Below are 24,757 nucleotides of genomic sequence, written 5' to 3'. Positions count from 1 at the left end.
GATCTAGACCACCTCGGTGACAGCGAACTGTTGCCGAGCGCCCGCCACCAGAATCTCCACCTCATCGCCTTCGAATCGGCCCAGCAGGCTTTTGCCCAGGGGCGAGCGCGGGGTGATGACGGTAATGATTTGCCCCACCAGATCGACCTTCAGGCCCGCCGCATCCGGGGCCAGGAACAACCATTGCTCGCGACCCTTTTCGTCTTCCAGGCCCAGCAGTGCGCCGACTTCGATGCCACGCTGCTCGTCATAGGGACGCAATATCAGGTTTTGGCAAAGCGCCAGTGACTGACGAATCTCCTCGACCCGTTTGGCTTGCCCGGCCGCCAGGTACGACGCCTCCAGCCCCAGGGTGTCGTACTTGTTTTCGGCGATGTTCTCTTCGTGGGTCGCGGTTTCGTAAGCGGTTTGCGCAGCGCGTTCGGCGATGTCGAGGTCGATGCGCAGCTTGTCGAGAATCAGTTGGTGGACAGCTTTTTTATTCATGATCAATCGCAGAATTGCAGGACATTGGCGCGGCTTTTTTCGCTGGGTGCCGTCTGGTCCTGTTGCAGCCAGAACTGGCATTTGGGGTTCGACAGGTTACGGTTGCTGCCGCGTGCCTGATCGAGGCGCTGTGCCTGCTCGTTCTTGCGCAGGTTCTCCTCGTACTGCTCGAAAACCGGGCTCTGTGGCGGGATGTCCGGCACCGGTTGTGACACCACGGGCGGTTTGGCGAGTTGCTCCACCGCTGTCGCGACGGGTGCCAATTGCTCGCTGAACAGCAGGCGCGCGGCGAGCCAGCAGGTCAGCGCGATGGCGATGAACCCCAGCCACAGACCGAGGGCAATGCTGCCGGTCAGTTGCAGGGCATTGAGCTGGATGGGCAATGGGCGGCGCGGGTTGGGGCGGTAGGGCATGGCTGCCTCCTGGCGGTGGGTCGCGGGCGAATGCGATTGTCGCACGAAGATTAATCGTCGTCGGCTCTTCTGCACGGGGTAATTTATGCGGACAATCGCTGCCTTTGCCAACGGGAGCCTGGAATGCCTGAATTGAAAACCCGCTGGGATATTTTTTGCACCGTGGTCGATAACTTCGGAGACATCGGCGTGACCTGGCGCCTGGCCCGGCAACTGGTTGCCGAGCATGGGGTGGCGGTGCGCTTGTGGGTTGATGACCTGCGTGCCTTCGAGCGCATGTGCCCGGAGATCAACATCCACACCTCGCAGCAATGGCAGCAGGGTGTCGAGGTGCGTCACTGGGCGGCCGACTGGCAGCCGGTTGATGCCGCCGATGTGGTGATCGCCGCGTTCGCCTGCCAACTGCCGAGTGCCTACATGGACGCCATGGCCGAACGGCAGAAAACGCCTTTGTGGATGAACCTCGATTACTTGAGTGCCGAGGACTGGGTGGTGGGTTGCCACGGCTTGCCGTCGGTGAAGTACAAGCATGTGCAGAAGTTCTTCTTCTTTCCGGGGTTCCGCAAGGGCACCGGGGGCTTGCTGCGCGAAAGCGGATTGCTCGAGCGGCGTCGACAGTTTCAGCAGGATCCCGAGGCCCAGCGAGCCTTCCTGCAAGGCCTGGGGATTGATCGCGCGCCGGGTGCGCAGCTGATTTCATTGTTTGCCTACGAAAACACCGGACTGGCCAGTTGGCTGGATGCGCTGTCGAGCGATGCCACGCCCACGCACCTGCTGGTGCCGGAAGGGCGAATCCTCGGTGATGTCGAGCATTGGCTTGGGGTCAAGGGGCTGGTGGCCGGGGCGCTGCATGTGCGCGACGCGCTGACCGTGCAAGTGCTGCCGTTCGTCCGGCAGGACCAGTATGACCTGTTGCTATGGAGCTGCGATCTCAACGCCGTGCGCGGCGAGGACTCGTTTGTCCGTGCGCAATGGGCGGGCCGGCCTTTGCTCTGGCACATCTATCAGCAGGAAGAAGACGTTCACCTGGACAAGCTCGAAGCCTTTCTCGCGCTGTATGTGGAGGGCCTTTCGGCGCCTGCGCGCGAGGCGATCAGCGGTCTCTGGCGGGCGTGGAACGCCGGTGAGAAAATGACCGACCACTGGCAATCGACCCGCAAACACTGGCCGGAGCTGCAAAAACACGCCGAGACGTGGTGTCTGGAACAGGCCTCGCAGGCCGATCTCGCCGCAGCGCTGGTACAGTTTTATGTAAATTGGATATGATACGCGGCCTAGATTTTTGTAAATCCCATCCAAATTCGGATATTCGCAATGAAAACTGGTAAAGAACTGAAACCCGGGACCGTGATCCGTCTCGAAAACGATCCTTGGCTGGTTCAGAAAGCTGAATTCACCAAGTCGGGTCGTAACAGCGCGATCATGAAGACCAAGCTGAAAAACCTGCTGACCGGTTACAAGACCGAGATCGTTTACAGCGCCGACGACAAACTGGACGACGTAATCCTCGACCGCAAAGAAGCGACCCTGTCCTTCATCAGCGGCGACACCTACACGTTCATGGACACCACCGACTACACCATGTACGAGCTGAACGCTGAAGACATCGAAGCCGTTCTGCCTTTCGTTGAAGAAGGCATGACCGATGTTTGCGAAGCGATCTTCTTCGAAGAGCGTCTGGTATCCGTAGAGCTGCCGACCACCATCGTGCGTCAGATCGACTACACCGAAGGTTCCGCTCGCGGCGATACTTCCGGCAAGGTGATGAAGCCTGCCAAACTGAAGAACGGTACCGAGCTGTCGGTTGCTGACTTCATCGAAATCGGCGACATGATCGAGATCGATACCCGCGAAGGCGGTTCCTACAAAGGCCGTGCCAAATAAGCACTGCTTGAGGAATGAAAAAAGCCCGACCATTGAGTCGGGCTTTTTTTCGTCTGTGCATAACGTTGGAACGATACAAATCCCCTGTGGGAGCGGGCTTGCTCGCGAAGACGGTGTGTCAGGCAACATATTTGTCACTGACACTCCCTCTTCGCGAGCAAGCCCGCTCCCACGTTTTTACTGCGTTATTTCTTCAGGTGCTGCTTGAGCTCTTCGGACGCTTGCAGCATCGCCGAACGCACTGCTGGCACCTGGCTGACCACGTTGAGCAAACCGTAATCGTGAATCATGCCGTTGTAGCGAACCGAGGTCACCGGCACCCCGGCTTCATCGAGTTTGCGGGCGTAGGCTTCACCTTCATCGCGCAGGACGTCAGCTCCCGCCGTCTGCACCAGCGCCGGTGGCAAGCCCTTGAGTTGCGCAGGGGTAGCTCGCAACGGCGAGGCGTAGATCTCGTTACGCTGTTTGGCATCGGTGGTGTAGTTGTCCCAGAACCACTTCATCATGTTGCGGGTGAGGAAGTGCCCTTCGGCATACTGGTTGTAGGAACCGGTGTCGAAGCTGGCATCGGTCACCGGCCACAACAGCACCTGGAACTTGATCGCCGGCGTGCCTTTGTCCTTGGCCATCAGCGCAACCACCGCCGCCATGTTGCCGCCGACGCTGTTGCCGGCCACAGCCAGGCGCTTGCCATCGACGTTGATCTCTTTTCCGTGCTCCGCCACCCATTTAGTGGCGGCGTAAGCCTGGTTGATCGCCACCGGATAATGCGCTTCCGGTGATGGCGTGTAATTGACGAAGACCGCCGCCGCCCCCGAACCCGCCACGAGGTCACGCACCAACCGCTCGTGGGTCGGGAAATCGCCCAGCACCCAGCCGCCGCCGTGGAAGAACATGAACACTGGCAACTCGCCCTTGACCCCGGCTGGCCGGACGATGGTCAGGCTCAGCGGTTGACCGTCGACCTGGATGGTCTTCTGGCTGACATCGGCTTTTGGCAGCGTCAGCTTCACCCCGGCTTGCGCGCCCACCAGGACGGCACGGGCATCGGCCGGTGTCATCTGTTCCATCGGTTTGCCGGTGCCGGCGTTCAACACATCGAGAAACGCCTGGGTGTTGTGCTCGACGTCGCCAGCGAATGCGCTGTGGACGGACAGGGCGAGAAGGGTGCCGGTCAAGACTTTGCTGAAAGTGTTCATGTTCATTTCCTGTTCAGGCCTGAGTGGGCGACAGACGTTATACGGTCACGTGCAAGCGCACTTCGACGTTGCCACGGGTGGCGTTGGAGTACGGGCAGACCTGGTGCGCGGCGTCGACCAGTGTCTGGGCATCGGCTTGCTCGAGACCTGGCAGGCTGATGTGCAGGTCGATGTCCAGGCCGAAACCGCCAGGGATCTGGCCGATGCCGACATGGGCGGTGATCGAGGCGTCATCCGGGATTTTGCGTTTGGTCTGGCTGGCGACGAATTTCAAGGCACCGATGAAGCAGGCGGAGTAGCCGGCTGCGAACAGTTGCTCGGGGTTGGTTGCCGCGCCGCCGGCACCGCCGAGTTCTTTCGGGGTGGCGAGTTTGACGTCGAGAATGTTGTCACTGGAAATCGCACGACCGTCACGGCCACCGGTGGAAGTTGCGATCGCGGTGTAGAGAGTTTGCATGGTGAAATCCTCGTTCGGGGTTTGATTTGTTTTGCGCTAAATGTTTGTGCGCTAAGTAAGTGCGAAATGAATGTATCGCGCTAATGTTTAGCGCGCAAGATAAATTTGGAAAATAATCTGAGAACGACGGCTTGCCGACTAGCCGAAATCGATTGGAAGTATTGAGTTAGAGCTGCGCAAGCAGGGTTGAAAAATATTGGAAGGGGGCGATTTTTTTGCGCGCCGCCAGACAAATGTGGGAGCGGGCTTGCTCGCGAATGCGGTGTGAACGTCATCACTTGTGCTGGATGACCCACCGCATTCGGGAGCAAGCCCGCTCCCACAGGGGATTTTTGGTGGATTGAAGCTCAGAGGCTGTCTTGCAGGTGCCGACGCAGCGCTTGCAGCTCCGCTTGCAGCTTTTGCAGTCGCTCCAGCGTCATGCCGCTGGCGCCGAGGATGCATTGTGGGATGTCCCGCGCCTTGTCGCGCAGGGCGCGGCCCTGTGCGGTGAGTTCGACGATCACCACGCGCTCGTCTTCACGACTGCGGGTGCGGCTGAGCAAGCCTTCGGCCTCCAGGCGCTTGAGCAGCGGGGTGAGCGAGCCGGGATCGGTCAGCAGGCGGGCGCTGATTTCTCCTACCGTCAAACCGTCCTGTTCCCACAGCACCATCATGGCCAGGTACTGTGGATAAGTCAGGCCCAGCGCCTGCAACAAGGGCTTATAGACCTTGGTCATCATCAGCGAAGTGGAATGCAGGGCGAAACAGGCCTGGTTGTCCAGCAGCAGGTCGTCGCAGTTATCCGGGGTGTCGCGCTCGGTGGTCATGTTGAAGCCTTGATCAGTGATCGTCATGAATCTAGCGGGCAAATCTTTAATGCACCAGACAATTCTGGACTAGCGGTGCACCAGTTGCGTTTGCAGTACCAGATCCCACGGGGGGATCGGGCTGAAGCGGGTTTTCAGGTATTCCAGCAACAGGCGGCTGCGGGAATTGGGTTGCTGCTCCAGGCGCAAGGCATAGATTCCTGCGCTTTCCGGTTTCGGCAAGCCGTTTTCACAGAACAGCGGCAACAATTCGCCCCGCAGCAGGTACTCGCTCGCCAGCCACGTCGGCAAGTGCGCGATGCCCAGCCCGGCCAATGCGCCGCAAACCAGTGCTTCGGCATTGTTGGCGCTCATGCGCACGCGTGATGGACGGTGGAGTTGCATCTGGCCTTCACGTTCGAAGCGCCAGGCGAAGGGTGGGGCCAGGCCGTCCCAGTCGAGGCCATCATGTTCGATCAGTTGTGCCGGATCATTCGGTATGCCGCGGCGCTGCAAATACTCGGGGCTGGCGCAGGCGATGCGCACCATGCTCGCCAGCGGCGTGGCCACCAGCCGGGTGTCGGCCAACTGCCCGGCGCGCAGCACCAGATCGACCTTGCCCAGGTTCAGGCCCTGCATGTCGACAAAGCTGTCGATCAGGTGCAGTTGCACGTCGAGGCCGGGGTAGAGCATCAGGAAGTCGGCAATCACCGGCGCCAGGTGCCGGCGACCGAAAGCGGCCGGTGCGTCCACCCGAATCAAGCCTTCCGGGGCGCTGCTCAGGGACACGGCTTCGGCCCTGGCCAGGCGCAATTCGGCGACGATTCGCCGCGCCCGCTCGGCAAACGCCAGGCCGGCCGGTGTTGCGCGCACCGCATGGGTGCTGCGCATGAACAACTGACTGCCGACCGCGCTTTCCAGGCTGTCGATGCGCCGGGCCACGGCCGAAGGCGTCAGCGGATGGCGGCGCGAGGCGGCGGAAAAACTGCCGGTTTCCAACACGTCGAGAAACAGTCCCAGTTGGTCGGTCAGTTGGTTGGGATTCATGGGTACGCTCATTGCTTGTGCGAGATTGGCATAGCCATTGTGCGTTGCTGTGCGTTTCCGCGCTAGAAGCAACTGCGTAGGATGAAAGCCCTGACGTAAAGGGGAAAATGCCGTGATTGAGTTTTTGCTGTACCTGGTTTTCGGCGCTGCCCTGGGCACCCTCGGCGGGATATTCGGCATCGGTGGCGGTTTGATCGCCATTCCGCTGCTGGGTGTGTTGTGTGGTCTCGATCAACAGATCGCACAAGGCACGGCACTGGTGATGGTGGTGCCCAATGTGATGCTCGCGCTGTGGCGCTATCACCAACGCAACCGTATCGAACTGCGCCACGCATTGCCGCTGGCTTCCATGGGCTTCTGCTTCGCCTGGATCGGTTCGATATGGGCGGTGGGCATTGATGCGCAAACCATGCGCATCGGGTTCGTCGCGTTTCTGATCGCGTTGTCGGCCTACAACCTGATTCGCATGTTCTTCGCCAATGCACCCGCATCCGCGCAGATGAACTACTCATGGCCATGGCTGGGCGTGCTCGGTGCGGCCTCCGGCACCATGGGCGGACTGTTCGGGGTGGGCGGGGCCGTGGTGGCGACGCCGGTGCTGACCAGCCTGTTCGGCACCACCCAGGTGGTGGCCCAGGGCTTGTCGCTGGCGCTGGCGTTGCCCAGTACGGGCGTCACCCTGGTCACCTATGCGGTGCACCATCAGGTGCACTGGCTGATCGGCGTGCCCTTGGCCATCGGCGGCCTGATGAGCATCAGTTGGGGCGTGAAGATCGCCCACGCCATGCCGGAGCGGGTGTTGCGCGCGCTGTTTTGCGGCTTCCTGGTGTTCTGCGCGGTGATGCTCGCGTTTAAGGTTTGAAGCCTTCGATGATGTGTTCGGCCAGGCATTCGGTGATCGGCGAAGGATTGTGCAGGTTGCGTACCAGCATGATGCTGGCCTCGGGCAATACCGGCAGGCCTTCGGCTTCACCGAGAATGCGCATGTCCGGGGTCACCAGGCTTTCCAGTTGTGCGGTCACCGCCAGCCCCGCGCTGACCACCGCCATGATCGCTGACAGGCTGTCGCTGTTGTAGGCCACGCGGTAATCACGGCCCATGGCATCCAGGGCATTGCACGCCCATAAACGGCAGAAGCAATCGCTGTTGAACATCGCCAGCGGCAAGGGTGTTTGCTCGTGGGCGCTATAGCATTGCGCCTCGGCCCAGACAAAACGCTCCTTGCGCAACAACTGGCCGATTTCGCTGCCCGGTTCGCGCGTGACGATGGACAGGTCGAGGTCCTGGCGCATCAGCAATTGTTTTGATGATTCGCAGTGCACCTCGATCTGGATCAGCGGATAGGTCTGGGCAAAGCGCCGCAGGATCCCCGGCAGGAAACGCATCACGTAATCGTCCGGCGTGCCGATGCGCACCATCCCGACCATGTGCGGCTCGCGCAGGGTGTTGAAGACTTCGCTGTGCAGCTTGAGGATGCGCCGGGCATAGCCGAGCAGCACCTGGCCTTCCGCCGTGAGCCGCACTTGCCGGCCGTCGCGCTGGAACAATTGCCGCTGCAATACATCCTCTTCCAGCCGTTTCATTTGCATGCTCACGGCTGACTGGGTGCGATTGACCTGCTCCCCGGCGCGGGTAAACCCGCCCTGGTCGGCGATGGCGACGAAGGTGCGCAACACGTCGGTATCAATACTCGGGTAGGCAGACATTCATCAATCTCCGAGATATGTGACATCAGAAACATTCGTTGGATTGATCTTAGGCCTGGGGCGATATTGAAGCCATCCAAACGGAGGGCAACAAGATGAAAGGTCAAATTGAACATCCAGTCACAGAAAAACATTCGGTCCATCTGGTATCCGACCTGCTGCACAAGTTCAGCCGCTGGTACGAACTGCACCGGGAACGCGAGTTGCTGGCGAGTCTGAGTGACGAAGCGCTGAAGGACATTGGCATGAGCCGGGCGGATGTGGAGTTCGAGTCGGTCAAGCCATTCTGGAATGATCCAATGCATAAATGAGTCACACACAACTACACAAACCGACTTTCGGTGAGGTAGGTTGCGAGCAGACAAGGAGATGCTCATGCCCGCAACACAGTCCTTTTCCCTCAAACAGGCTCGGCGTCTGGCGCTGGCTGCCCAAGGATTCAACGGGCGCCAGCCGCCAGCGACGATCAAACCGGTTCAGCTCAATCGCCTGATCGAGCGGCTGGGCATCCTGCAGATCGACTCCGTCAATGCCGTGGTGCGCTCGCACTACCTTCCGCTGTTTTCCCGTCTCGGTCATTACTCCTCCGACCTGCTCGACCAGGCTGCCTGGAGTCAGGGCCGGCGTCGCACTTTGTTCGAATACTGGGGCCATGAAGCGTCGCTGTTGCCCATGTCGATGTACCCATTGATGCGCTGGCGCATGCAGCGTGCGATGCGTGGTGAAGACATTTATCAACAACTGGCGCGTTTCGGCCGTGAACAACAGGACACGGTTCGCCGGGTGTTGGCTTGCGTTCAGGAACGAGGGGCGCTGGGCGCTGGCAGCCTGTCGACGCGCCAGGAACGGGCAGGGCCGTGGTGGGACTGGAGTGCGGAGAAACATGCACTGGAATGGTTGTTCGCCGCCGGCGAAGTGACCGTTGCCGGTCGGCGCGGGTTCGAGCGGCTCTATGATTTGCCGGAACGGGTGATTCCCTCGGCGATTCTGGCGCAACCGCTGCTCAGTGAAGCGCAGGCCCAGCGCGGGTTATTGCTGCACGCCGCGACCGCCCTGGGTGTGGGCACCGAGAAGGACTTGCGCGACTACTTCCGTTTGAATCCCGCTGACAGTCGTCCGCGACTTGAGGAGTTGGTCGAGGCTGGCGAATTGCTGGTCTGTGAGGTCCAGGGCTGGCGACAGCCGGCCTATTGCCTGCCTCAGCCCAAAGTGCCGCGCAAGGTCGAGGCCAGTGCGCTGTTGTCGCCATTCGATTCGCTGATCTGGGAGCGCAGCCGCACCGAGCGCCTGTTCGATTTTCGCTACCGGCTGGAGATCTACACGCCGCAAGACAAGCGGGTCTTTGGCTATTACGTGTTGCCGTTCCTGCACAACGAGCGGATTGCCGCGCGGGTTGATCTGCGCGCCGAACGGGCTGCGAGCCAGTTAGCCGTGCATGCGGTACATGAGGAGGAATCGGGGCTGGATGAAGAGGGGATGCTGGCGTTGGCGGTAAATCTGCGGCGGATGGCGGACTGGTTGGGGTTGGAGCGGGTTCAGTTGAATTGCCTGCGGGCGAGTGCGAATCGGTTGAGGTGGGCATTCGCCGAAATTGAGGGTGCCTGAACCGGCGCTTTCGCGAGCAAGCCCGCTCCCACAGGTGTGCGCTGTACCTATGGGAGCGACGCTATTTAGCGACGGACTTGTTTCAGGGTCTCGGCAATCAGGAACGCCAATTCCAGCGACTGGTCGGCATTCATCCGCGGGTCGCAATGGGTGTGATAACGATCCGACAAGCCATCCTCGGTAATCGGCCGCGCCCCGCCGATGCATTCGGTCACGTTCTGCCCGGTCATCTCGATGTGAATGCCACCGGCATAACTGCCTTCCGCCTCGTGCACCTGGAAGAACTGCTTCACTTCGCCGAGGATCTGCGCGAAATCCCGGGTCTTGTAGCCGCTGCTGGCCTTGATGGTGTTGCCGTGCATCGGGTCCGAGCTCCACAGCACCTGCCTGCCTTCGCGCTGCACGGCGCGGATCAACTGCGGCAGGTGGTCGCCGACCTTGTTCGCGCCCATCCGCGCAATCAGGTTCAGGCGGCCCGGATCGTTGTCCGGGTTCAGCACGTCGATCAGGCGGATCAGGTCTTCAGGGTTCATGCTCGGGCCGACCTTGACCCCGATCGGATTATTCACCCCGCGCAGGAATTCGACGTGGGCGCCGTCGAGTTGACGGGTGCGATCGCCGATCCACAGCATGTGGGCCGAGCAATCGTAGTAATCGTTGGTCAGGCTGTCGCGACGCACGAAGGCTTCTTCGTAGTTCAGCAGCAGCGCTTCGTGGGCGGTGAAGAAACTGGTTTCGCGCAGCTGGGGCGAGCTGTCCATGCCACAGGCGCGCATGAACGCCAGGGTTTCATCGATGCGGTCGGCCAGGTGGCTGTACTTTTCCGCCAGGGCCGAGTTGGCGATGAAGTCCAGGTTCCACTTGTGCACCTGATGCAGGTCGGCAAAACCGCCCTGGGCGAAGGCGCGCAGCAGGTTCAGGGTGGCGGTGGACTGGTGGTAGGACTGCAGCAGGCGGTCCGGGTCCGGGACGCGGCTTTTTTCGTCGAAACCGATGCCGTTGACGATATCGCCCCGGTAGGCCGGCAAGGTCACGCCGTCGATCGTCTCGTCGTTGGCCGAGCGCGGCTTGGCGAACTGTCCGGCCATGCGGCCGACCTTGACCACCGGGCAACCGGCCGCAAAGGTCATGACGATCGCCATTTGCAGCAGCACCTTGAAGGTGTCGCGGATTTTCGCGGCGGAGAACTCGGCGAAGCTTTCGGCGCAGTCGCCGCCCTGCAACAGAAACGCTCGGCCCTGGGTCACTTCGGCAAACTGACGACGCAATTCCCGGGCTTCGCCGGCAAACACCAGCGGCGGATAGCTGGCCAGGGTTTGCTCGACGTGCTGCAAATGCGCCGCGTCGGGGTATTGGGGTTGTTGCTGGATCGGCAAGGCGCGCCAGCTGTCAGGACTCCAGGGTTGGCTCATCACGGTCTCTAATGTTTTACGCTCGGACAACCATGTTATCAGCAATTAGTGCGTGACCTGTTCCCGCTGCTTCGCGGACAATCGCGCCTTTGCCGCACCGTGAGCGGTGTTATTGCGTTGCTGCTTCTGTATTGAAGGCTGGGTGACGATCGGGAGACGAAATGACTGAGGAGCGCGTCGAGCATTTGCTCGCCGAGGTGCAGGACGAATTTGGCGTGATTCGCGTGCTGGAAGTGGCTGATTACCGTTTTCTCGAATTCGGTGATGCCATCGAGCAGAGCTGCGTCTTCACCGCCGACCCGAGTTGGCTTGAGTACGATTACACCCGGGCAATGCTGATCGGTGCGCTGTGCCATGAACAGCCGGAAAACGCGCTGTTCCTCGGTCTCGGTGCCGGCACGCTGACCCAGGCCTGCCTCAAGTTCCTGCCGCTGGAAGATGTCGAAGCCATTGAACTGCGCCCCGATGTGCCGCGCCTGGCCATCGAATACCTGGGGCTGGACGACGATCCGCGCCTGTACATCCGCGTGGGCGATGCGCTGGAACTGCTCGACACCGCCGAGCCGGCGGACCTGATTTTTGTCGACCTCTATACCGACGTCGGCCCGGGTGTCGGGCATCTGGCCTGGACCTTTCTGGAAAACTGCCAGAAGCGCCTGAATCCAGGTGGCTGGCTGGTGATCAATCAATGGGCCACCGACGACGGCAAGCCCCTGGGCGCCGCGTTGCTGCGCGGGCTTTATCACCGGCATTACTGGGAGTTGCCGGTGAAGGAGGGCAACGTGATCCTGATCGTGCCTGCGGAGCTGGACCAGGAGCTGGATATGGACGGGCTGACCGCTCGGGCCGAAGCACTGGCGCCCCGGTTGGGGTATTCGTTGCAATCGTTGATCAAGGCGATTCGCCCGGCGACTTGAAGGATGCAAACATCCACTGTAGGAGCTGCCGGAGGCTGCGATCTTTTGATTTTAAAGGCCAAAATCAAAGATCGCAGCCTCCGGCAGCTCCTACGCCCCTTTGAAAACCCCGGGCCGCCGCTCCACCAGTGACCGTACACCCTCCTGGGCATCCTCACTGCTCAGCAACTTCTTCACCAGTGCCGGCAACCCCTGCGCCGCAGCGGTTTCCCCTTCATAACGCGCTTGCCGGGCAGACATCAGCGTCGCCTGAACCCCCAACGGCGCCTGCCGGGCGATGCGCTCGGCCAGCTCGATCGCCCGCGGCATCAAGTCCTCGCTGGCCATGACTTCCTGCACCAGGCCCAGGTGCAAGGCATCGCGGGCATCGAACTCATCACCGGTCAGCATCCAGCGCATCGCATTGCCCCAGCCGGCCACCTGATGCAGGCGCAACGTGGCACCGCCGAAGGGGAAGATGCCGCGCTGCACCTCCATTTGTGCGAAGCGGGTGTTGCTGGCGCACAGGTTGATATCGGCGGCCAGCATCAGCTCGATACCGATGGTCAGGCAGTACCCTTGCGCGGCGACAATGACGGGTTTGCTGACCCTGGGACCGGCGAACACCCCCCACGGATCGCAACCGCCGGGCGGTGCCTGCCAGCCTTCGGTCAGCGCTGCGCTGGCACTCACCAGGTCCAGCCCGGCGGTGAAATGTTCGCCATGACCAAAGACCACGGCCACTCGCGCTTCGCTGTCGGCCTCGAACTCGCCGTAGGCCAGGCTCAGCTCGTTGAGCAGTTCGAGGTCGAAGGCGTTGCGCTTGGCGACCCGATCCAGGCCGATCAACAGGACATGACCGCGCTTTTCACGGCTCACACGGCGGGTGCTGAGCTCTTTCATGGAGCATTTCCTCGGGCGGGAAGGGGAGTCGGACCGACGGTCCCGGTATTGCGGGTGAACCGTTTTAGCGCCATCGCCGGCAGGGCCGGGCCTTTGAAAAATAGACGCTCGCACGATTATCCGCAAAGCCTGTGACAGAACGCCGTATGCGGGTGTTCCGGGTTAAAAAAAGGCTCCCTTTTTCAGCAAATTCCGGTATAGTGCGCGCCGGCCTTTAGCCGGGCCGCGTTTAGGTAGAGCAATTCCCCGAAGTCAGCTTCGGCTGCACGTCCGTACTGCGGACTCTTCCTTAACGATTCTTTTCATTCATTCGTTTTCGCAAATCCCCGCCGACAAAGCTGCCAGGGCGACTCTTGAGTCTCAACACGGCACGCGCAGCTTTGGAGCATGGGTCTTTGCGGATGCACTTAGAGGCAGACCCATGACCCAGGAAACCGGCGGCTTCGCCGCTTTTAATCTTAATCCGAATATTCTTGCAGCCGTCACCGCGACTGGCTACGAAGAGCCATCGGCTATTCAGCAGCAATCGATCCCGATCATCATGGCCGGTCACGACATGATTGGTCAGGCGCAAACCGGTACGGGTAAAACCGCTGCGTTCGCCCTGCCGATCCTGCATCGCATCGATCCTGCAAAGCGCGAACCGCAAGCCCTGATCCTGGCCCCAACTCGTGAGTTGGCGCTACAAGTTGCAACCGCTTTTGAAACCTACGCCAAGCAAATGCCGGGCGTAACCGTTGTGGCTGTCTACGGCGGCGCGCCGATGGGCCCACAGCTGAAAGCAATCCGTAATGGCGCACAGATTGTTGTCGCCACGCCGGGCCGTCTGTGCGACCACCTGCGTCGTGACGAAAAAGTGCTGGCGACCGTGAACCACCTGGTTCTCGACGAAGCCGACGAAATGCTCAAGCTGGGCTTCATGGACGACCTGGAAGTTATCTTCAAGGCCCTGCCTGCAACCCGTCAGACCGTATTGTTCTCGGCCACCCTGCCGCAGTCGATCCGTGCCATTGCCGAACGCCATCTGCGCGATCCGCAACACGTGAAGATCCAGACCAAGACTCAGACCGTTACCGCGATCGAACAGGCTCACCTGTTGGTTCACGCTGACCAGAAGACCTCGGCTGTATTGAGCCTGCTGGAAGTGGAAGATTTCGACGCGCTGATCATGTTCGTGCGTACCAAGCAAGCGACCCTGGACCTGGCCAGTGCCCTGGAAGCCAAAGGCTACAAAGCCGCTGCGCTGAACGGTGACATCGCCCAGAACCAGCGTGAGCGCGTGATCGACTCCCTCAAGGATGGCCGCCTGGACATCGTTGTGGCGACCGACGTTGCGGCTCGTGGCCTGGACGTTCCGCGCATCACTCACGTGTTCAACGTTGACATGCCGTACGATCCGGAATCCTACGTTCACCGTATCGGCCGTACCGGCCGTGCCGGTCGCGAAGGTCGTGCATTGCTGCTGGTGACTCCACGTGAGCGCCGTATGCTGCAGGTGATCGAGCGTGTAACCGGTCAGAAGGTTGCTGAAGTTCGCCTGCCGGACGCGCAAGCCGTTCTGGATGCACGCATCAAGAAACTGACCAACAGCCTGTCGCCGCTGGTGGCTGATGCCGAATCGACTCACGGTGATCTGCTCGATCGCCTGACCGCCGACATCGGTTGCAGCCCGCGTGCCCTGGCCGCCGCCCTGCTGCGCAAGGCTACCAATGGTCAAGCGCTGAACCTGGCCGCTATCGAGAAAGAACGTCCACTGGTGCCGAACAACGCACCGCGTGGCGATCGTCCAGAGCGTTCCGGTGACCGTCCTGAGCGTGGTGACCGCGAGCGTCGCGCTCCGATGCCGCTGGGCGAAGGCCGTGCTCGTTGCCGTACCGCGCTGGGTGCGCGTGATGGTATCGCTGCCAAGAACCTGCTGGGCGCCATCCTCAACGAAGGTGGTCTGGCACGTGAAGCCATCGGTCGCATCCAGGTGCGTGACAGCTTCAGCCTCGTCGAGCTGCCGGAAGATGGTCTGGAGAAGCTGCTGACCAAACTGAAGGACACTCGCGTTGCCGGCAAGCAGTTGAAGCTGCGTCGCTATCGCGAAGATTGATCTGCTTCCGGGCTGATTGATCGAGCATAAAAAATCCCCGACTGGTTCGGGGATTTTTTTGCCTGTAAGAAAGATCGCAGCCTGCGGCAGCTCCTACAGAGAACCATGTTCCCGTGTAGGACCTGTCGCAGGCTGCGATCTTTTGATCTTCAAGTCAGCCGAAGCGGTAAATATCCATACCTAGAGCACCCATGGTGAACCCCTGGTGAGCAACGCTGAAATCTCCCCCGGCGCTGCGGGCGAAGTACAGCGGCAGCAAATGCTCATCACTGGGATGGTTGCGCACGGCGTTCGGGGCTTGCCGGCGATAATCGTGCAAGGCCGCTTCATCGTCGGCCGCCAGTTTCTCGATCATCCAGTCGCGAAACACCTGCGCCCAGGGTTCGACGCTCTCGGGGCCGGCATGCCAGTCCAGCTCCCGCAGGTTGTGGGTGATGCTGCCGGAACCGATCAACAGCACGCCGTGCCCGCGCAGGCTGGCCAGGGCCTGGCCGACACGGGTTTGCAGGGCGGGACCGCCGCGGGTGGGCAGGGAAACCTGGACGATCGGAATATCGGCTTGTGGATACATCAATGACAGGGGCACCCAGACGCCATGGTCGAACGGCCGCTGGGTGTCGATGCGCGCGGGAAGATCTGCGGCCTTCAACAGCTCGACGACCTCGGCCGCCAGCCGCGGATCGCCGGGCGCCGGGTACTGCACCTCGAACAATGCCCTTGGAAAACCACCAAAGTCATGCCAGGTTTCCGGCCGTGGGTTAGCGCTGACCAGCAGTTCATGGCTTTCCCAGTGCGCGGAAACGATCACGATGGCTTCGGGTTTCGGTATATCTGCCGCCAGGCGCGCGAGGGCCGGCCCGCTGGCGCCGGGTTCCAGGGCAAGCATGGGGGAGCCATGGGATATGTACAGGCTGGGGAACATGAATGAGCTCCTGAGGGTTAAGATGGCACCATCTTCAGTCAGATCATTGATCTAAATCTAATATAAGTTTTAGGGTGTTTTGATCGAATTTTCGGGGTTATTTATGCAGCCGGAGTTTTGGCACAAGAAGTGGGCGTCGAATCAGATCGGCTTTCACCTGCCGCAGGTGAACCCTTATCTGCAACGTTTCTGGCCGCAACTGGAGCTGGAGGAAGGTGCGCGGGTGCTGGTGCCGCTGTGTGGCAAGAGCCTGGATCTGTTGTGGCTGGCCCATCAGGGGCATGAAGTCCTGGGAATTGAGTTGTCGGAGAAAGCCGTGGAGGATTTCTTCGGCGAGCATGGTTTTGATCCCGCCGTCAGCGAGCAAGGGCCATTCAAGGTCTATCGGGCTGGCTCGATCGAGCTGTGGTGCGGGGATTTTTTCGCATTGACGCCGGGCGATGTTGCGGATTGCACCGCGCTTTATGATCGCGCCGCACTGATTGCGTTGCCACCGTCCATGCGAGAGCAATACGCGGCACATTTGAATCGGATTCTGCCCAAGGGGGCTCAGGGGCTTTTGATCACCCTGGATTACGATCAGGATCAAATGTCCGGTCCGCCCTTTGCCGTGCTTGATGATGAAGTGCAACGGTTGTTGGGGGCTTGCTGGGCATTGAAGATCCTGGAGGATCAGGATGTGTTGAGCCAGAGCGGGAAGTTTCTGGAGGCGGGTGTGACGCGGCTTGAGGAGCGGGTGTATCGGGTTTCCAGCCGCTGAATTGTAGCAACTGTGAAGCCCGCTCCCACAGGGGACGCGCGATCTCATGATTGGCGCAGGACGTGTGGGAGCGGCCTTGCCCGCGAAGAGGCCCTGGGACTCACAGCACTATTCAAGTGGACAAAAAAAGGCCCGCATCACTGCGGGCCTTCTTTTTTACTCTAGAGCGATCAACCCCGGCGACGAGCCAGTGCGTCGATACGCTCTTCCAGCGGCGGGTGGCTCATGAACATGCGGGCGAAGCCCTGTTTCAGGCCACCGTTGATGCCGAAGGCATTCAGGGTGTCGGGCATGTGCACCGGCAGGCCTTGCTCGGCACGCAGGCGCTGCAGGGCGCCGATCATCGCGGCGGTACCGGCCAGGTTGGCGCCGGCTTCGTCGGCACGGAATTCCCGTTTACGCGAAAACCACATGACGATGGCGCTGGCCAGGATGCCCAGGACCAGTTCGGCAAAAATGGTTGCCACGTAGTAGGCAATGCCCTGGCCTTCTTCGTTCTTGAAGATCACCTTGTCGACAAAGTTGCCGATGATCCGTGCGAAGAACATCACGAAGGTGTTCACCACGCCCTGGATCAATGCCAGGGTCACCATGTCGCCATTGGCCACATGGCCGATTTCGTGGGCCAGAACGGCTTTCACTTCATCCGGCGAGAAACGTTCGAGCAAGCCCTGGCTGACCGCGACCAGTGCGTCGTTCTTGTTCCAGCCGGTGGCGAAGGCGTTTGCTTCGTAGGCCGGGAAGATCCCGACTTCTGGCATCTTGATCCCGGCTTCCCGGGACAGTTGCTCGACGGTTTGCAGCAGCCATTGCTCGTGACGAGTACGTGGCTGGGTGATGATCTGGGTGCTGGTGCTCATCTTCGCCATCCACTTGGAGATGAACAGCGAGAACAGGGAACCGGCAAAACCAAAGACCGCACAGAAAATCAGCAGCTGATTGAGGTTGAGATCAACCCCGTTGGCCGCCATGAACCCGTTGAAGCCGAAAAGGCTCAGGGTGATGCTGGCAATCAGCACGACCGCCAGGTTAGTGGCCAAAAACAGCAGGATGCGCATCATGGTTGTAGAAATCTCCTTATGCTAAAGATGTAGCGTACTGCGGGGTATATAAGGTGCTGCACCGGGGTATTCAACCGAGTGACTATTTCAAACTGTGTCCTACGGCAATAGCTTAGCTGCTTGCAGGGCATTTCCGATGGCAGGCGAGGAAGAGTTTGTCAGGCCTGGGGGCGTTGCAGGCCCCGCCTTTGTTGGGCGGGAACGGATTGTGTGAATTCGCCGGGGAGGGGATCGGCAGGACGCAAACAAATGTTGCTGAATGAATCCCCGTGCGACGGGTGTGCCCGTCGCACGGGGACCGATCGCTTACTGACGGTAGGACTTGAGGAAGTTGCCGATGCGTCCGATCGCCATGTCCAGGTCATCGACACGTGGCAGGGTCACGACGCGGAAGTGATCCGGCCATGGCCAGTTGAAGGCCGTGCCTTGTACCACCAGCAGCTTTTCGGAGAGCAGCAGGTCGAGGACGAATTTCTCGTCGTTGTGGATCGGGCAGACTTTCGGGTCGATGCGCGGGAACGCGTACAGCGCGCCCATCGGCTTGACGCAGCTCACGCCCGGAATATCGTTGAGCAGCTCCCAGGTGCGGTTGCGCTGTTCCAGCAGGCGGCCCGGCGGCAACACCAGATCGTTGATGCTCTGATAGCCACCCAAGGCGGTCTGGATGGCGTGCTGGCTCGGCACGTTGGCGCACAGGCGCATGTTGGCCAGCATGTCGATGCCTTCGATGTAGCTCTGGGCATGGTGTTTCGGGCCGGAGATTGCGATCCAGCCGGAGCGGAAACCGGCGACGCGATAGGACTTTGAAAGGCCGTTGAAGGTCAGGCAGAGCAGGTCCGGTGCCAGGGACGCGGTGCAGATGTGCACGGCATCGTCGTACAGGATCTTGTCGTAGATCTCGTCGGAGAACACCACCAGGTTGTGCTGGCGGGCCAGTTCCAGCATGCCCAGCAGGACTTCCCGGGAGTACACCGCACCGGTCGGGTTGTTCGGGTTGATGATCACCAGCGCCTTGGTGTTCGGCGTGATCTTGGCCTTGATGTCGGCCAGGTCCGGCCACCAGTTGGCCTGCTCGTCGCACAGGTAGTGCACCGGATTACCGCCCGAAAGGCTCACGGCCGCGGTCCACAGCGGGTAGTCCGGAGCCGGCACCAGCACTTCGTCGCCGTTGTTAAGCAACGCTTGCATCGACATCACGATCAGTTCGGAAACGCCGTTGCCCAGGTAGATGTCTTCAATGCCGACGCCTTCTACCTGCTTTTGCTGGTAATACTGCATGACGGCCTTGCGCGCGCTGAACAGGCCTTTGGAGTCACTGTAGCCCTGGGCGGTGGGCAGGTTGCGGATGACGTCCTGGAGGATTTCATCCGGCGCTTCGAAACCAAAGGGCGCCGGGTTGCCGATGTTCAGCTTGAGGATACGATGGCCTTCCTCTTCCAGGCGTTTGGCGTGCTTGAGCACTGGGCCGCGAATGTCGTAGCAGACGTTGGCGAGCTTGTTCGATTTGCTGACCTGCATGGCGATGTGTTCCTGAAAATGAACGATCCAGTCGGCGTGTGACCAACCGTACTGGGAATCCTGCGTAATCACACAGGCCTGACGCCTTGAGAGGCAGCACCCATAAATCCGTTTGAATGCGCGTGGTCTGGCTGCCAGACTGGCGTTTGACGAGGCGCAATCATACGTGCCGCCCGATCCGTGGAAAAGGTACAGATCGGGCTTTTTCAGCCGCCGAGGTGTGATGATGGAAAAGTTGGAAAAAACCCTGGAAGAATGGAAAGCCATGCTCGACCCCGAGCAGTACAACGTGTGCCGTCTCAAGGGCACCGAGCGCCCGTTTTCCGGCAAATACAACGACAGCAAGGTCGACGGTATCTACCACTGCATCTGCTGCAACGAGCCGCTGTTCGATTCCAGAACCAAGTTCGATTCCGGTTGCGGCTGGCCGAGCTTCTACGCGCCGATCGGCGACAGCGCCATGACCGAAATTCGTGATGTCAGCCACGGCATGATCCGTACCGAAGTGGTCTGCGCCAAATGCGACGCACACCTGGGGCACGTGTTTCCCGACGGCCCGCCACCGACCGGCCTGCGTTACTGCATCAACTCAGTGTGCCTGGACCTGGTGCCACGCGAATGATGCGAGCCACGTAGGAGCTGCCGGAGGCTGCGATCTTTTGATCTTGATCTTCATCGACCTCAATTAAAGCAAGATCAAAAGATCGCAGCCTTCGGCAGTTCCTACGCAGGGCTGGCGTTCAATAATTTAAATTGCACACAATTCAATTGCTCGCTATGTTTGGTGCATGTCCCCGAATCCGGAGCCTTCACCATGAGCGACAACCTGCTAAGCATTCCGTGCACCACCATCGAGGGCGAGCAAAAGACACTGGCGGATTTCGCCGGCAAGGCCGTGCTGGTCGTCAACACCGCCAGCAAATGCGGCTTCACCCCTCAATACAAAGGCCTCGAAGAGTTGTGGCAGACCTATAAGGACCAAGGGCTGGTGGTCCTTGGATTCCCATGCAATCAGTTCGGCAAGCAGGAACCGGGCAATGAAGGCGCCATCAGCGAGTTCTGCGAGTTGAACTACGGTGTCAGTTTCCCGCTGTTCAAAAAGATCGAAGTCAATGGCGCCGGCGCCCACCCGCTGTTTGTGCAGCTGAAAAAGCGCGCGCCGGGCGTGCTCGGTTCCCAGGGTATCAAGTGGAACTTCACCAAGTTCCTGATCGGCAAGGATGGCCAGCTGGTCAAGCGCTTCGCCCCGGCGACCAAGCCGCAGGACATGAGCCGCGAGATCGAAGCCCTGCTCAAATGAACAGCCTGTCCGTCGATTCCCTGGACCTCGACAGCCAGCTCTGCTTCAAGCTGTACGCCGCTTCCCGGGCGGTGATCCGGGCCTACAAGCCGATGCTCGATCAGCTGGGCCTGACGTACCCGCAGTACCTGGCGATGCTGGTGTTGTGGGAATGGCAGGAGACAGCGCCGGAGCAACCGACCGTCAAGGCCCTGGGCGAGCGCCTGGCCCTGGATTCCGGCACGCTGACGCCGTTGCTCAAGCGACTTGAGCAATTGCAGCTGGTTCAGCGCCAGCGTTCGGCCCGGGATGAGCGAGAGGTGCACTTGAGCCTGTCGCCGAGCGGACTGGCGTTGCGCGATCAAGTCGGGCCATTGAAGGCCCGACTGCTGTGCGACAGCGGCGTCGACCTGAATCGTTTGAACGCGCTGCGCGATGGCCTGGACCACCTGTTGGGGCAAATCAAGGCACTGTCGTAGCGGGTATCCACACATCCAGCAGCGCGGCGAGTTCTTCACGGCGAAAGGGTTTGGCCAGGTAGTCGCTCATGCCCGCCGCACGGCAACGTTCGCGCTCTTCGGACATGGCGTTGGCCGTCAGGGCGACGATGGGCAAACGCGGCCAGCGCCCGCTGCGACGGATTTGCCGGCTGGCTTCGTAGCCATCCATCACCGGCATGTTGCAGTCCATCAACACCAGATCGAACTCGCTGCTTTCAAGCTGATCGAGTGCCTCGACACCGTGAGCGGCAACGATCACCTCGCACCCGAGTTTGCCGAGCATGCCCTTGGCGACCAGTTGATTGACCGGATTGTCCTCCACCAGCAGCACTCGTGCGCGGCGTTGCGGGGGCGGGGTGTCGACGGGGGTGTCGTCGATGGTGGCGATTTCCGGTTGCAGGATGCGCCGCAAATTCTGATGCAGCGCATTGCGTGCCAAGGGGCGTGCTTGTTGCTGCAAGGGGGCGAGGGCTTTCGCCTGTTCGCTGGGCATGAAACTGCCGTAGGCGGTTACCAGCAAAATCGGCGCGCTGAAGGCAGGGCGCAGGTTGAACAGGCATTCGGGGCAATCGGTAATCAGCACATCGGGTTCCAGGCCGATCAACGGGTCGTCAATGGCCCGTTGCTCATAATCCAGGCCCCAGCCGGGCAACACGCTGCCCAGCAATTCCGCCAGGCCACTGCTGGCGGCGGTGATGGCGATGACCTTGCCTCGCAAAGAGGGTGGGGCGAGGGCGCGGGTGTGGCGAGGCAGCGGCAGTTGCGCGCAGAACTGACTGCCGAAACCCGCTTCCGAGCTGATGGTCAGGCGCCCCTGCATGGCTTCGCAGAGGTTGTAGGTCAGAGCCAGGCCCAACCCGGTCCCACCGAACTGCCGGGTAATCCCGGCACCGGCCTGGGTGAAGGGCTGGAAAATCTTGACCTGGGCGTCCTGGGGAATACCGATGCCGGTGTCACAGACCTCGATTCTGACACCGTCGCCGAAGGTCGACAGGCGCACATCGACGCGTCCGAAACGGGTGAACTTGAGCGCGTTGGACAACAAGTTGCTGACAATCTGCCGGACCCGGGTCGGATCGCCGAGCACCAGTGCCGGAAACTGCGGATCAATCAGGCAGGTCAGCTCGACACTTGGCGCGGCGTTCTGCGACAGCAGGTTGGCGGTGTCTTCGATCAGTGAGCCCAGGTCGAACGGGATGTGCTCAAGTTCGAGCTGGCCGGCATCGAATTTCGACAGGTCGAGAATATCGTTGAGCAATTCCACCAGCACCTTGCCCGAGTCATGGGCGATGGACAGCTGTTGCTGCTGTTCGGCAGTCAGCGGACCGTCAAGTGAAAGCGCGATCATCCCCAGCAGGCCATTGAGGGGCGTGCGGATTTCATGGCTCATGTTGGCCAGGAACACGGAGCGCGCCTCGGCCATGTCCAGGGCGGTACTGCGGGCGAGTTCAAGTTCCTGGTTGGATTGGCTGAGGCGGGCGTTGATGGCCTTGAGTTCGGTGGTGCGTGCCGAGACGATGTTTTCCAGTTGCCCGAGGTAATCGGTCAGGCGGTTTTCCGCGTTGCGTCGCTGCTGGATCTCGGTGGCGACGTTTTCGAATTGCTGGTTCGCGGCTTTGACCAGGACGCCGATTTCATCGTTGACGTGTCCAGGCGGGCATTCCAGGGAGGTCGGTTCGACGCTGCGCGGGTCACGGCTGATAAGTTCGCGGATGACCCGTACCAGCGGCTTGGTCAGCATCACATAGAACAGCGCCAGCAGGATCCCGGTCAGGATCAAACTGCGGGCGAAGCCGTTGATCAAGGTCACTTCGGCGCGACGCAGGAAGCGGTAACCGAATGAGTAAGTGTCGACTTCCAGTTGCAGGGTGCCCAGGGATTCACTCGGCAAGTGGTCCAGGTAGAGGCGGTCTTCGAACTGCCGGTCAGCGCCGAACAGCAGGTCGCTGAGCACGCGGTAGCCGCTTTGCAGGCCAGGGCGCTTGACGTTGGCCAGCACGTTGCCGTTGTTGTCGGTCAGTTTTGCGCCAATGATCGCCGGTGAACGCAACAGGCCAAGGGTCAGCTCCTGGGCCAGTTCGGCGTCAATGTTATAGGCAATGCGCGAAGCGGGGTTGTGGCTGATTTCCAGCAAAGACTGTATTTCGCGGTTGATGGAGGCATCTTCACTGGCATAATCGATGCCTATTTGCAGCAAGCTGAGCAGCATGCCCAGAACGAAACCGACCAGCACGGTAAGCCGTGCCTGCTTGTAAGACAGTCGGTTGGTGAACTTGATGTCCATGGGGTGCTGAACCACTTCCGTTTCCCTTCGCTGCTCAAGCATAGTCGATCATGCATGGATACCGATGCTCTCGCGAGCCCTTGTACAGGGGGATCGCCGCACATTGAATGCCGTGCTTCGTCGCTGTATCGCCATCATTACTGTGAACGTGCCCGAGGAGAAGACGTGGATTCCCGATTGAATGCTTTTCTTGAACGCGCCGATGCCGTTCTGGCCCGTATCGAACCGCTGCTGCCCGCCCCCCGGCAAGCCATCGACTGGACAACCTGCCTGGCTGCGCGCTGGCAGCGCGAGGGGCGCAGCGGTTTCCTGCTACCGCTGCAGGTCAGCCTCGACATGCGTCTGTCCGACCTGATCGGTGTCGACCGGCAAGTGGAGCAACTGGGGCGCAACACCCAGCAGTTTCTCGATGGCATGCCGGCCAACCACGCCCTACTCTGGGGCTCGCGCGGTACCGGAAAATCGTCGCTGGTCCGCGCCTTGCTGGCCGAGCACGCCCAGGCCGGTTTGCGCCTGATCGAGATCGAGCGCGACCACCTGGCGGACTTGCCACGGGTGGTCGAACAGGTCGCGAAATTGCCACAGCGCTTCGTGCTGTTTTGCGATGACCTGTCGTTTGAGTCAGGCGAGGGTGACTATCGCGTGCTCAAAAGTGTACTCGACGGTTCCCTCGAACAGGCACCGGACAACGTGTTGCTGTACGCCACCTCCAACCGTCGCCACCTGGTGCCGGAGAAGGAAAGCGATAACGAAAACTGGAAAAGGGTCGATGGCGAATTGCACCCCAGCGAGGCGGTGGAGGACAAGATCGCCCTGTCGGATCGCTTCGGCCTGTGGCTGTCTTTCTATCCATTTACCCAGGAACACTTTCTCGACGTCGTCGAACACTGGATTGGTCAACTGGCCGACAAGGCTGGCCTCAAGTGGCAGCGCACCGAAGAGCTGGACATCCTCGCGGTGCGCTGGGCCACGGGGCGCGGCAATCGTAACGGACGTTGCGCGTATCAATTTGCCCGCTATTGGGTCGGGCTGAAACTGTTGGAGCACAAGGCATGATCGATTTACAAAAGAGCGGCCAGGGCCTCGAAGGCTACGGCATGCTGCACGCACAGCTTGAGTCACTGTTGGCGGACGAGCGGGATTTCATCGCCAACGCCGCGCAGTTCTCGGCATTTCTGTTCAATCAGCTCGATGACCTGAACTGGGCCGGTTTCTACCTCAATCGCAACGAAGAACTGGTGCTGGGCCCGTTCCAGGGGCAGATCGCCTGCGTGCGGATCCCGTTCGGCCGGGGCGTGTGCGGGACGGCGGCGGCGACCTTGCAGACGCAGCTGGTAGAAGACGTGCACGCGTTCCCTGGGCACATCGCCTGTGACAGTGCCTCGAACAGCGAGCTGGTGGTGCCGCTGGTCAAGGACGGTCGCCTGATCGGCGTGCTGGACCTCGACAGCCCGAAACTGGCGCGCTTCACTGCCCAGGACCAGGCCGGAATCGAGCAGCTGGCGGCGATCTTCCTGCGCCTGACCGATTGCTGATTCAGGA

26 protein-coding genes are annotated in these 24,757 nt (G+C 60.6%); 13 read left to right on the top strand and 13 right to left on the bottom strand.

The annotated features are described in order from the left end of the window. Positions 1–3 precede the first annotated feature (3 nt). Positions 4–486, bottom strand: coding sequence for a transcription elongation factor GreAB (locus tag F8N66_RS24210; protein ID WP_150772572.1), 483 nt, complete (start codon positions 484–486; stop codon positions 4–6). 2 nt (positions 487–488) lie between these two features. Then, on the bottom strand, positions 489–899 hold the full coding sequence (locus tag F8N66_RS24205; RefSeq protein ID WP_150772571.1) for a hypothetical protein: 411 nt from the start codon (positions 897–899) through the stop codon (positions 489–491). A 123-nt stretch (positions 900–1,022) separates the two neighbouring features. Here F8N66_RS24205 and earP point away from each other — a divergent pair, with 123 nt between their 5' ends. After that, positions 1,023–2,165 carry an elongation factor P maturation arginine rhamnosyltransferase EarP gene (gene earP / locus F8N66_RS24200; RefSeq protein ID WP_150772570.1) on the top strand — a complete coding sequence of 381 codons (1,143 nt, stop codon included), beginning with the start codon at positions 1,023–1,025 and terminating at the stop codon, positions 2,163–2,165. 48 nt (positions 2,166–2,213) lie between these two features. Continuing rightward, positions 2,214–2,783: an elongation factor P gene (locus F8N66_RS24195; protein ID WP_150772569.1), complete on the top strand. Its 570-nt coding sequence runs from the start codon at positions 2,214–2,216 to the stop codon at positions 2,781–2,783. A gap of 185 nt (positions 2,784–2,968) precedes the next feature. Here the strand turns inward: F8N66_RS24195 and F8N66_RS24185 are convergent, their stop codons facing one another. From F8N66_RS24185 to F8N66_RS24170, 4 genes are all read right to left on the bottom strand, one after another. Further along, a complete protein-coding gene (locus tag F8N66_RS24185; RefSeq protein ID WP_150772567.1) occupies positions 2,969–3,982 on the bottom strand; it encodes an alpha/beta hydrolase in 1,014 nt (337 codons plus the stop codon). A gap of 37 nt (positions 3,983–4,019) precedes the next feature. Continuing rightward, positions 4,020–4,439 (bottom strand): organic hydroperoxide resistance protein, encoded by a 420-nt coding sequence (locus tag F8N66_RS24180; protein ID WP_150772566.1) that lies wholly within the window; start codon positions 4,437–4,439, stop codon positions 4,020–4,022. 347 nt (positions 4,440–4,786) lie between these two features. Continuing rightward, a complete protein-coding gene (locus tag F8N66_RS24175) occupies positions 4,787–5,248 on the bottom strand; it encodes a MarR family winged helix-turn-helix transcriptional regulator (RefSeq protein WP_150772866.1) in 462 nt (153 codons plus the stop codon). A 69-nt stretch (positions 5,249–5,317) separates the two neighbouring features. Then, positions 5,318–6,274, bottom strand: coding sequence for a LysR family transcriptional regulator (locus tag F8N66_RS24170; RefSeq protein ID WP_150772565.1), 957 nt, complete (start codon positions 6,272–6,274; stop codon positions 5,318–5,320). Positions 6,275–6,386: 112 nt separating this feature from the next. Here F8N66_RS24170 and F8N66_RS24165 point away from each other — a divergent pair, with 112 nt between their 5' ends. Then, positions 6,387–7,136 carry a sulfite exporter TauE/SafE family protein gene (locus tag F8N66_RS24165; protein ID WP_150772564.1) on the top strand — a complete coding sequence of 250 codons (750 nt, stop codon included), beginning with the start codon at positions 6,387–6,389 and terminating at the stop codon, positions 7,134–7,136. Here the strand turns inward: F8N66_RS24165 and F8N66_RS24160 are convergent. Then, positions 7,126–7,980, bottom strand: coding sequence for a LysR substrate-binding domain-containing protein (locus tag F8N66_RS24160; RefSeq protein ID WP_150772563.1), 855 nt, complete (start codon positions 7,978–7,980; stop codon positions 7,126–7,128). The two genes, F8N66_RS24165 and F8N66_RS24160, sit on opposite strands and share 11 nt — an antisense overlap. 95 nt (positions 7,981–8,075) lie before the next feature. Between F8N66_RS24160 and F8N66_RS24155 the strand changes: the two genes are divergently transcribed. Together F8N66_RS24155 and F8N66_RS24150 are read left to right on the top strand one after the other, a co-directional pair. Then, the gene (locus tag F8N66_RS24155) at positions 8,076–8,291 is read left to right on the top strand and encodes a DUF1127 domain-containing protein (protein WP_150772562.1); all 216 of its coding nucleotides are present in this window, start codon (positions 8,076–8,078) and stop codon (positions 8,289–8,291) included. Between the two features lie 64 nt (positions 8,292–8,355). Continuing rightward, the gene (locus tag F8N66_RS24150) at positions 8,356–9,585 is read left to right on the top strand and encodes a winged helix-turn-helix domain-containing protein (protein WP_150772561.1); all 1,230 of its coding nucleotides are present in this window, start codon (positions 8,356–8,358) and stop codon (positions 9,583–9,585) included. Between the two features lie 65 nt (positions 9,586–9,650). Here the strand turns inward: F8N66_RS24150 and F8N66_RS24145 are convergent, their stop codons facing one another. After that, positions 9,651–10,997: a class II 3-deoxy-7-phosphoheptulonate synthase gene (locus tag F8N66_RS24145; RefSeq protein ID WP_150772560.1), complete on the bottom strand. Its 1,347-nt coding sequence runs from the start codon at positions 10,995–10,997 to the stop codon at positions 9,651–9,653. Positions 10,998–11,158: 161 nt separating this feature from the next. Between F8N66_RS24145 and F8N66_RS24140 the strand changes: the two genes are divergently transcribed. Next, entirely contained in the window at positions 11,159–11,914 is a 756-nt protein-coding gene (locus F8N66_RS24140; RefSeq protein WP_150772559.1) for a spermidine synthase, read from the top strand. Between the two features lie 90 nt (positions 11,915–12,004). On the opposite strand, the gene F8N66_RS24135 is transcribed toward F8N66_RS24140, so the two are convergent. Beyond that, complete coding sequence (locus F8N66_RS24135; RefSeq protein ID WP_150772558.1) at positions 12,005–12,796, bottom strand: crotonase/enoyl-CoA hydratase family protein; 792 nt, start codon at positions 12,794–12,796, stop codon at positions 12,005–12,007. 421 nt (positions 12,797–13,217) lie between these two features. Between F8N66_RS24135 and F8N66_RS24130 the strand changes: the two genes are divergently transcribed. Further along, a complete protein-coding gene (locus tag F8N66_RS24130; RefSeq protein WP_075948176.1) occupies positions 13,218–14,891 on the top strand; it encodes a DEAD/DEAH box helicase in 1,674 nt (557 codons plus the stop codon). A gap of 154 nt (positions 14,892–15,045) precedes the next feature. Here the strand turns inward: F8N66_RS24130 and F8N66_RS24125 are convergent, their stop codons facing one another. After that, positions 15,046–15,813, bottom strand: a complete 768-nt coding sequence (locus F8N66_RS24125) for a DODA-type extradiol aromatic ring-opening family dioxygenase (RefSeq protein ID WP_150772557.1) — start codon at positions 15,811–15,813, stop codon at positions 15,046–15,048. A 103-nt stretch (positions 15,814–15,916) separates the two neighbouring features. On the opposite strand from F8N66_RS24125, the gene F8N66_RS24120 reads away from it, so the two are divergent. Beyond that, positions 15,917–16,573: a thiopurine S-methyltransferase gene (locus F8N66_RS24120; RefSeq protein ID WP_150772556.1), complete on the top strand. Its 657-nt coding sequence runs from the start codon at positions 15,917–15,919 to the stop codon at positions 16,571–16,573. Between the two features lie 170 nt (positions 16,574–16,743). Here the strand turns inward: F8N66_RS24120 and htpX are convergent, their stop codons facing one another. Both htpX and F8N66_RS24110 read right to left on the bottom strand, forming a co-directional pair. Further along, the gene (htpX, locus tag F8N66_RS24115) at positions 16,744–17,634 is read right to left on the bottom strand and encodes a protease HtpX (RefSeq protein WP_077044600.1); all 891 of its coding nucleotides are present in this window, start codon (positions 17,632–17,634) and stop codon (positions 16,744–16,746) included. Positions 17,635–17,940: 306 nt separating this feature from the next. Further along, positions 17,941–19,152 (bottom strand): pyridoxal phosphate-dependent aminotransferase, encoded by a 1,212-nt coding sequence (locus F8N66_RS24110; RefSeq protein WP_056856383.1) that lies wholly within the window; start codon positions 19,150–19,152, stop codon positions 17,941–17,943. A 226-nt stretch (positions 19,153–19,378) separates the two neighbouring features. Here F8N66_RS24110 and msrB point away from each other — a divergent pair, with 226 nt between their 5' ends. The 3 genes from msrB to F8N66_RS24095 all read left to right on the top strand — a co-directional run bounded on the left by msrB (position 19,379) and on the right by F8N66_RS24095 (position 20,910). After that, on the top strand, positions 19,379–19,774 hold the full coding sequence (gene msrB, locus F8N66_RS24105; protein ID WP_150772555.1) for a peptide-methionine (R)-S-oxide reductase MsrB: 396 nt from the start codon (positions 19,379–19,381) through the stop codon (positions 19,772–19,774). Between the two features lie 192 nt (positions 19,775–19,966). Continuing rightward, a complete protein-coding gene (locus F8N66_RS24100; RefSeq protein ID WP_150772554.1) occupies positions 19,967–20,452 on the top strand; it encodes a glutathione peroxidase in 486 nt (161 codons plus the stop codon). Then, complete coding sequence (locus F8N66_RS24095) at positions 20,449–20,910, top strand: MarR family winged helix-turn-helix transcriptional regulator (protein WP_150772553.1); 462 nt, start codon at positions 20,449–20,451, stop codon at positions 20,908–20,910. The genes F8N66_RS24100 and F8N66_RS24095 overlap by 4 nt, the downstream gene beginning before the upstream one ends. On the opposite strand, the gene F8N66_RS24090 is transcribed toward F8N66_RS24095, so the two are convergent. Beyond that, positions 20,894–23,257, bottom strand: a complete 2,364-nt coding sequence (locus tag F8N66_RS24090; RefSeq protein WP_150772552.1) for a response regulator — start codon at positions 23,255–23,257, stop codon at positions 20,894–20,896. The genes F8N66_RS24095 and F8N66_RS24090 overlap by 17 nt on opposite strands. Positions 23,258–23,380: 123 nt before the next feature. Between F8N66_RS24090 and F8N66_RS24085 the strand changes: the two genes are divergently transcribed. Further along, entirely contained in the window at positions 23,381–24,271 is an 891-nt protein-coding gene (locus tag F8N66_RS24085; protein WP_150772551.1) for an ATP-binding protein, read from the top strand. Then, a complete protein-coding gene (locus F8N66_RS24080) occupies positions 24,268–24,750 on the top strand; it encodes a GAF domain-containing protein (protein WP_008002666.1) in 483 nt (160 codons plus the stop codon). The genes F8N66_RS24085 and F8N66_RS24080 overlap by 4 nt, the downstream gene beginning before the upstream one ends. The last annotated feature ends 7 nt before the right edge of the window (positions 24,751–24,757 follow it).

It is taken from the genome of Pseudomonas fluorescens (assembly GCF_902498195.1).
Lineage (GTDB): Bacteria > Pseudomonadota > Gammaproteobacteria > Pseudomonadales > Pseudomonadaceae > Aquipseudomonas > Aquipseudomonas fluorescens_BU.
The sequence above is the reverse complement of the archived record's forward strand: the minus strand, read 5'-3'. Positions and strand labels throughout refer to the sequence as shown.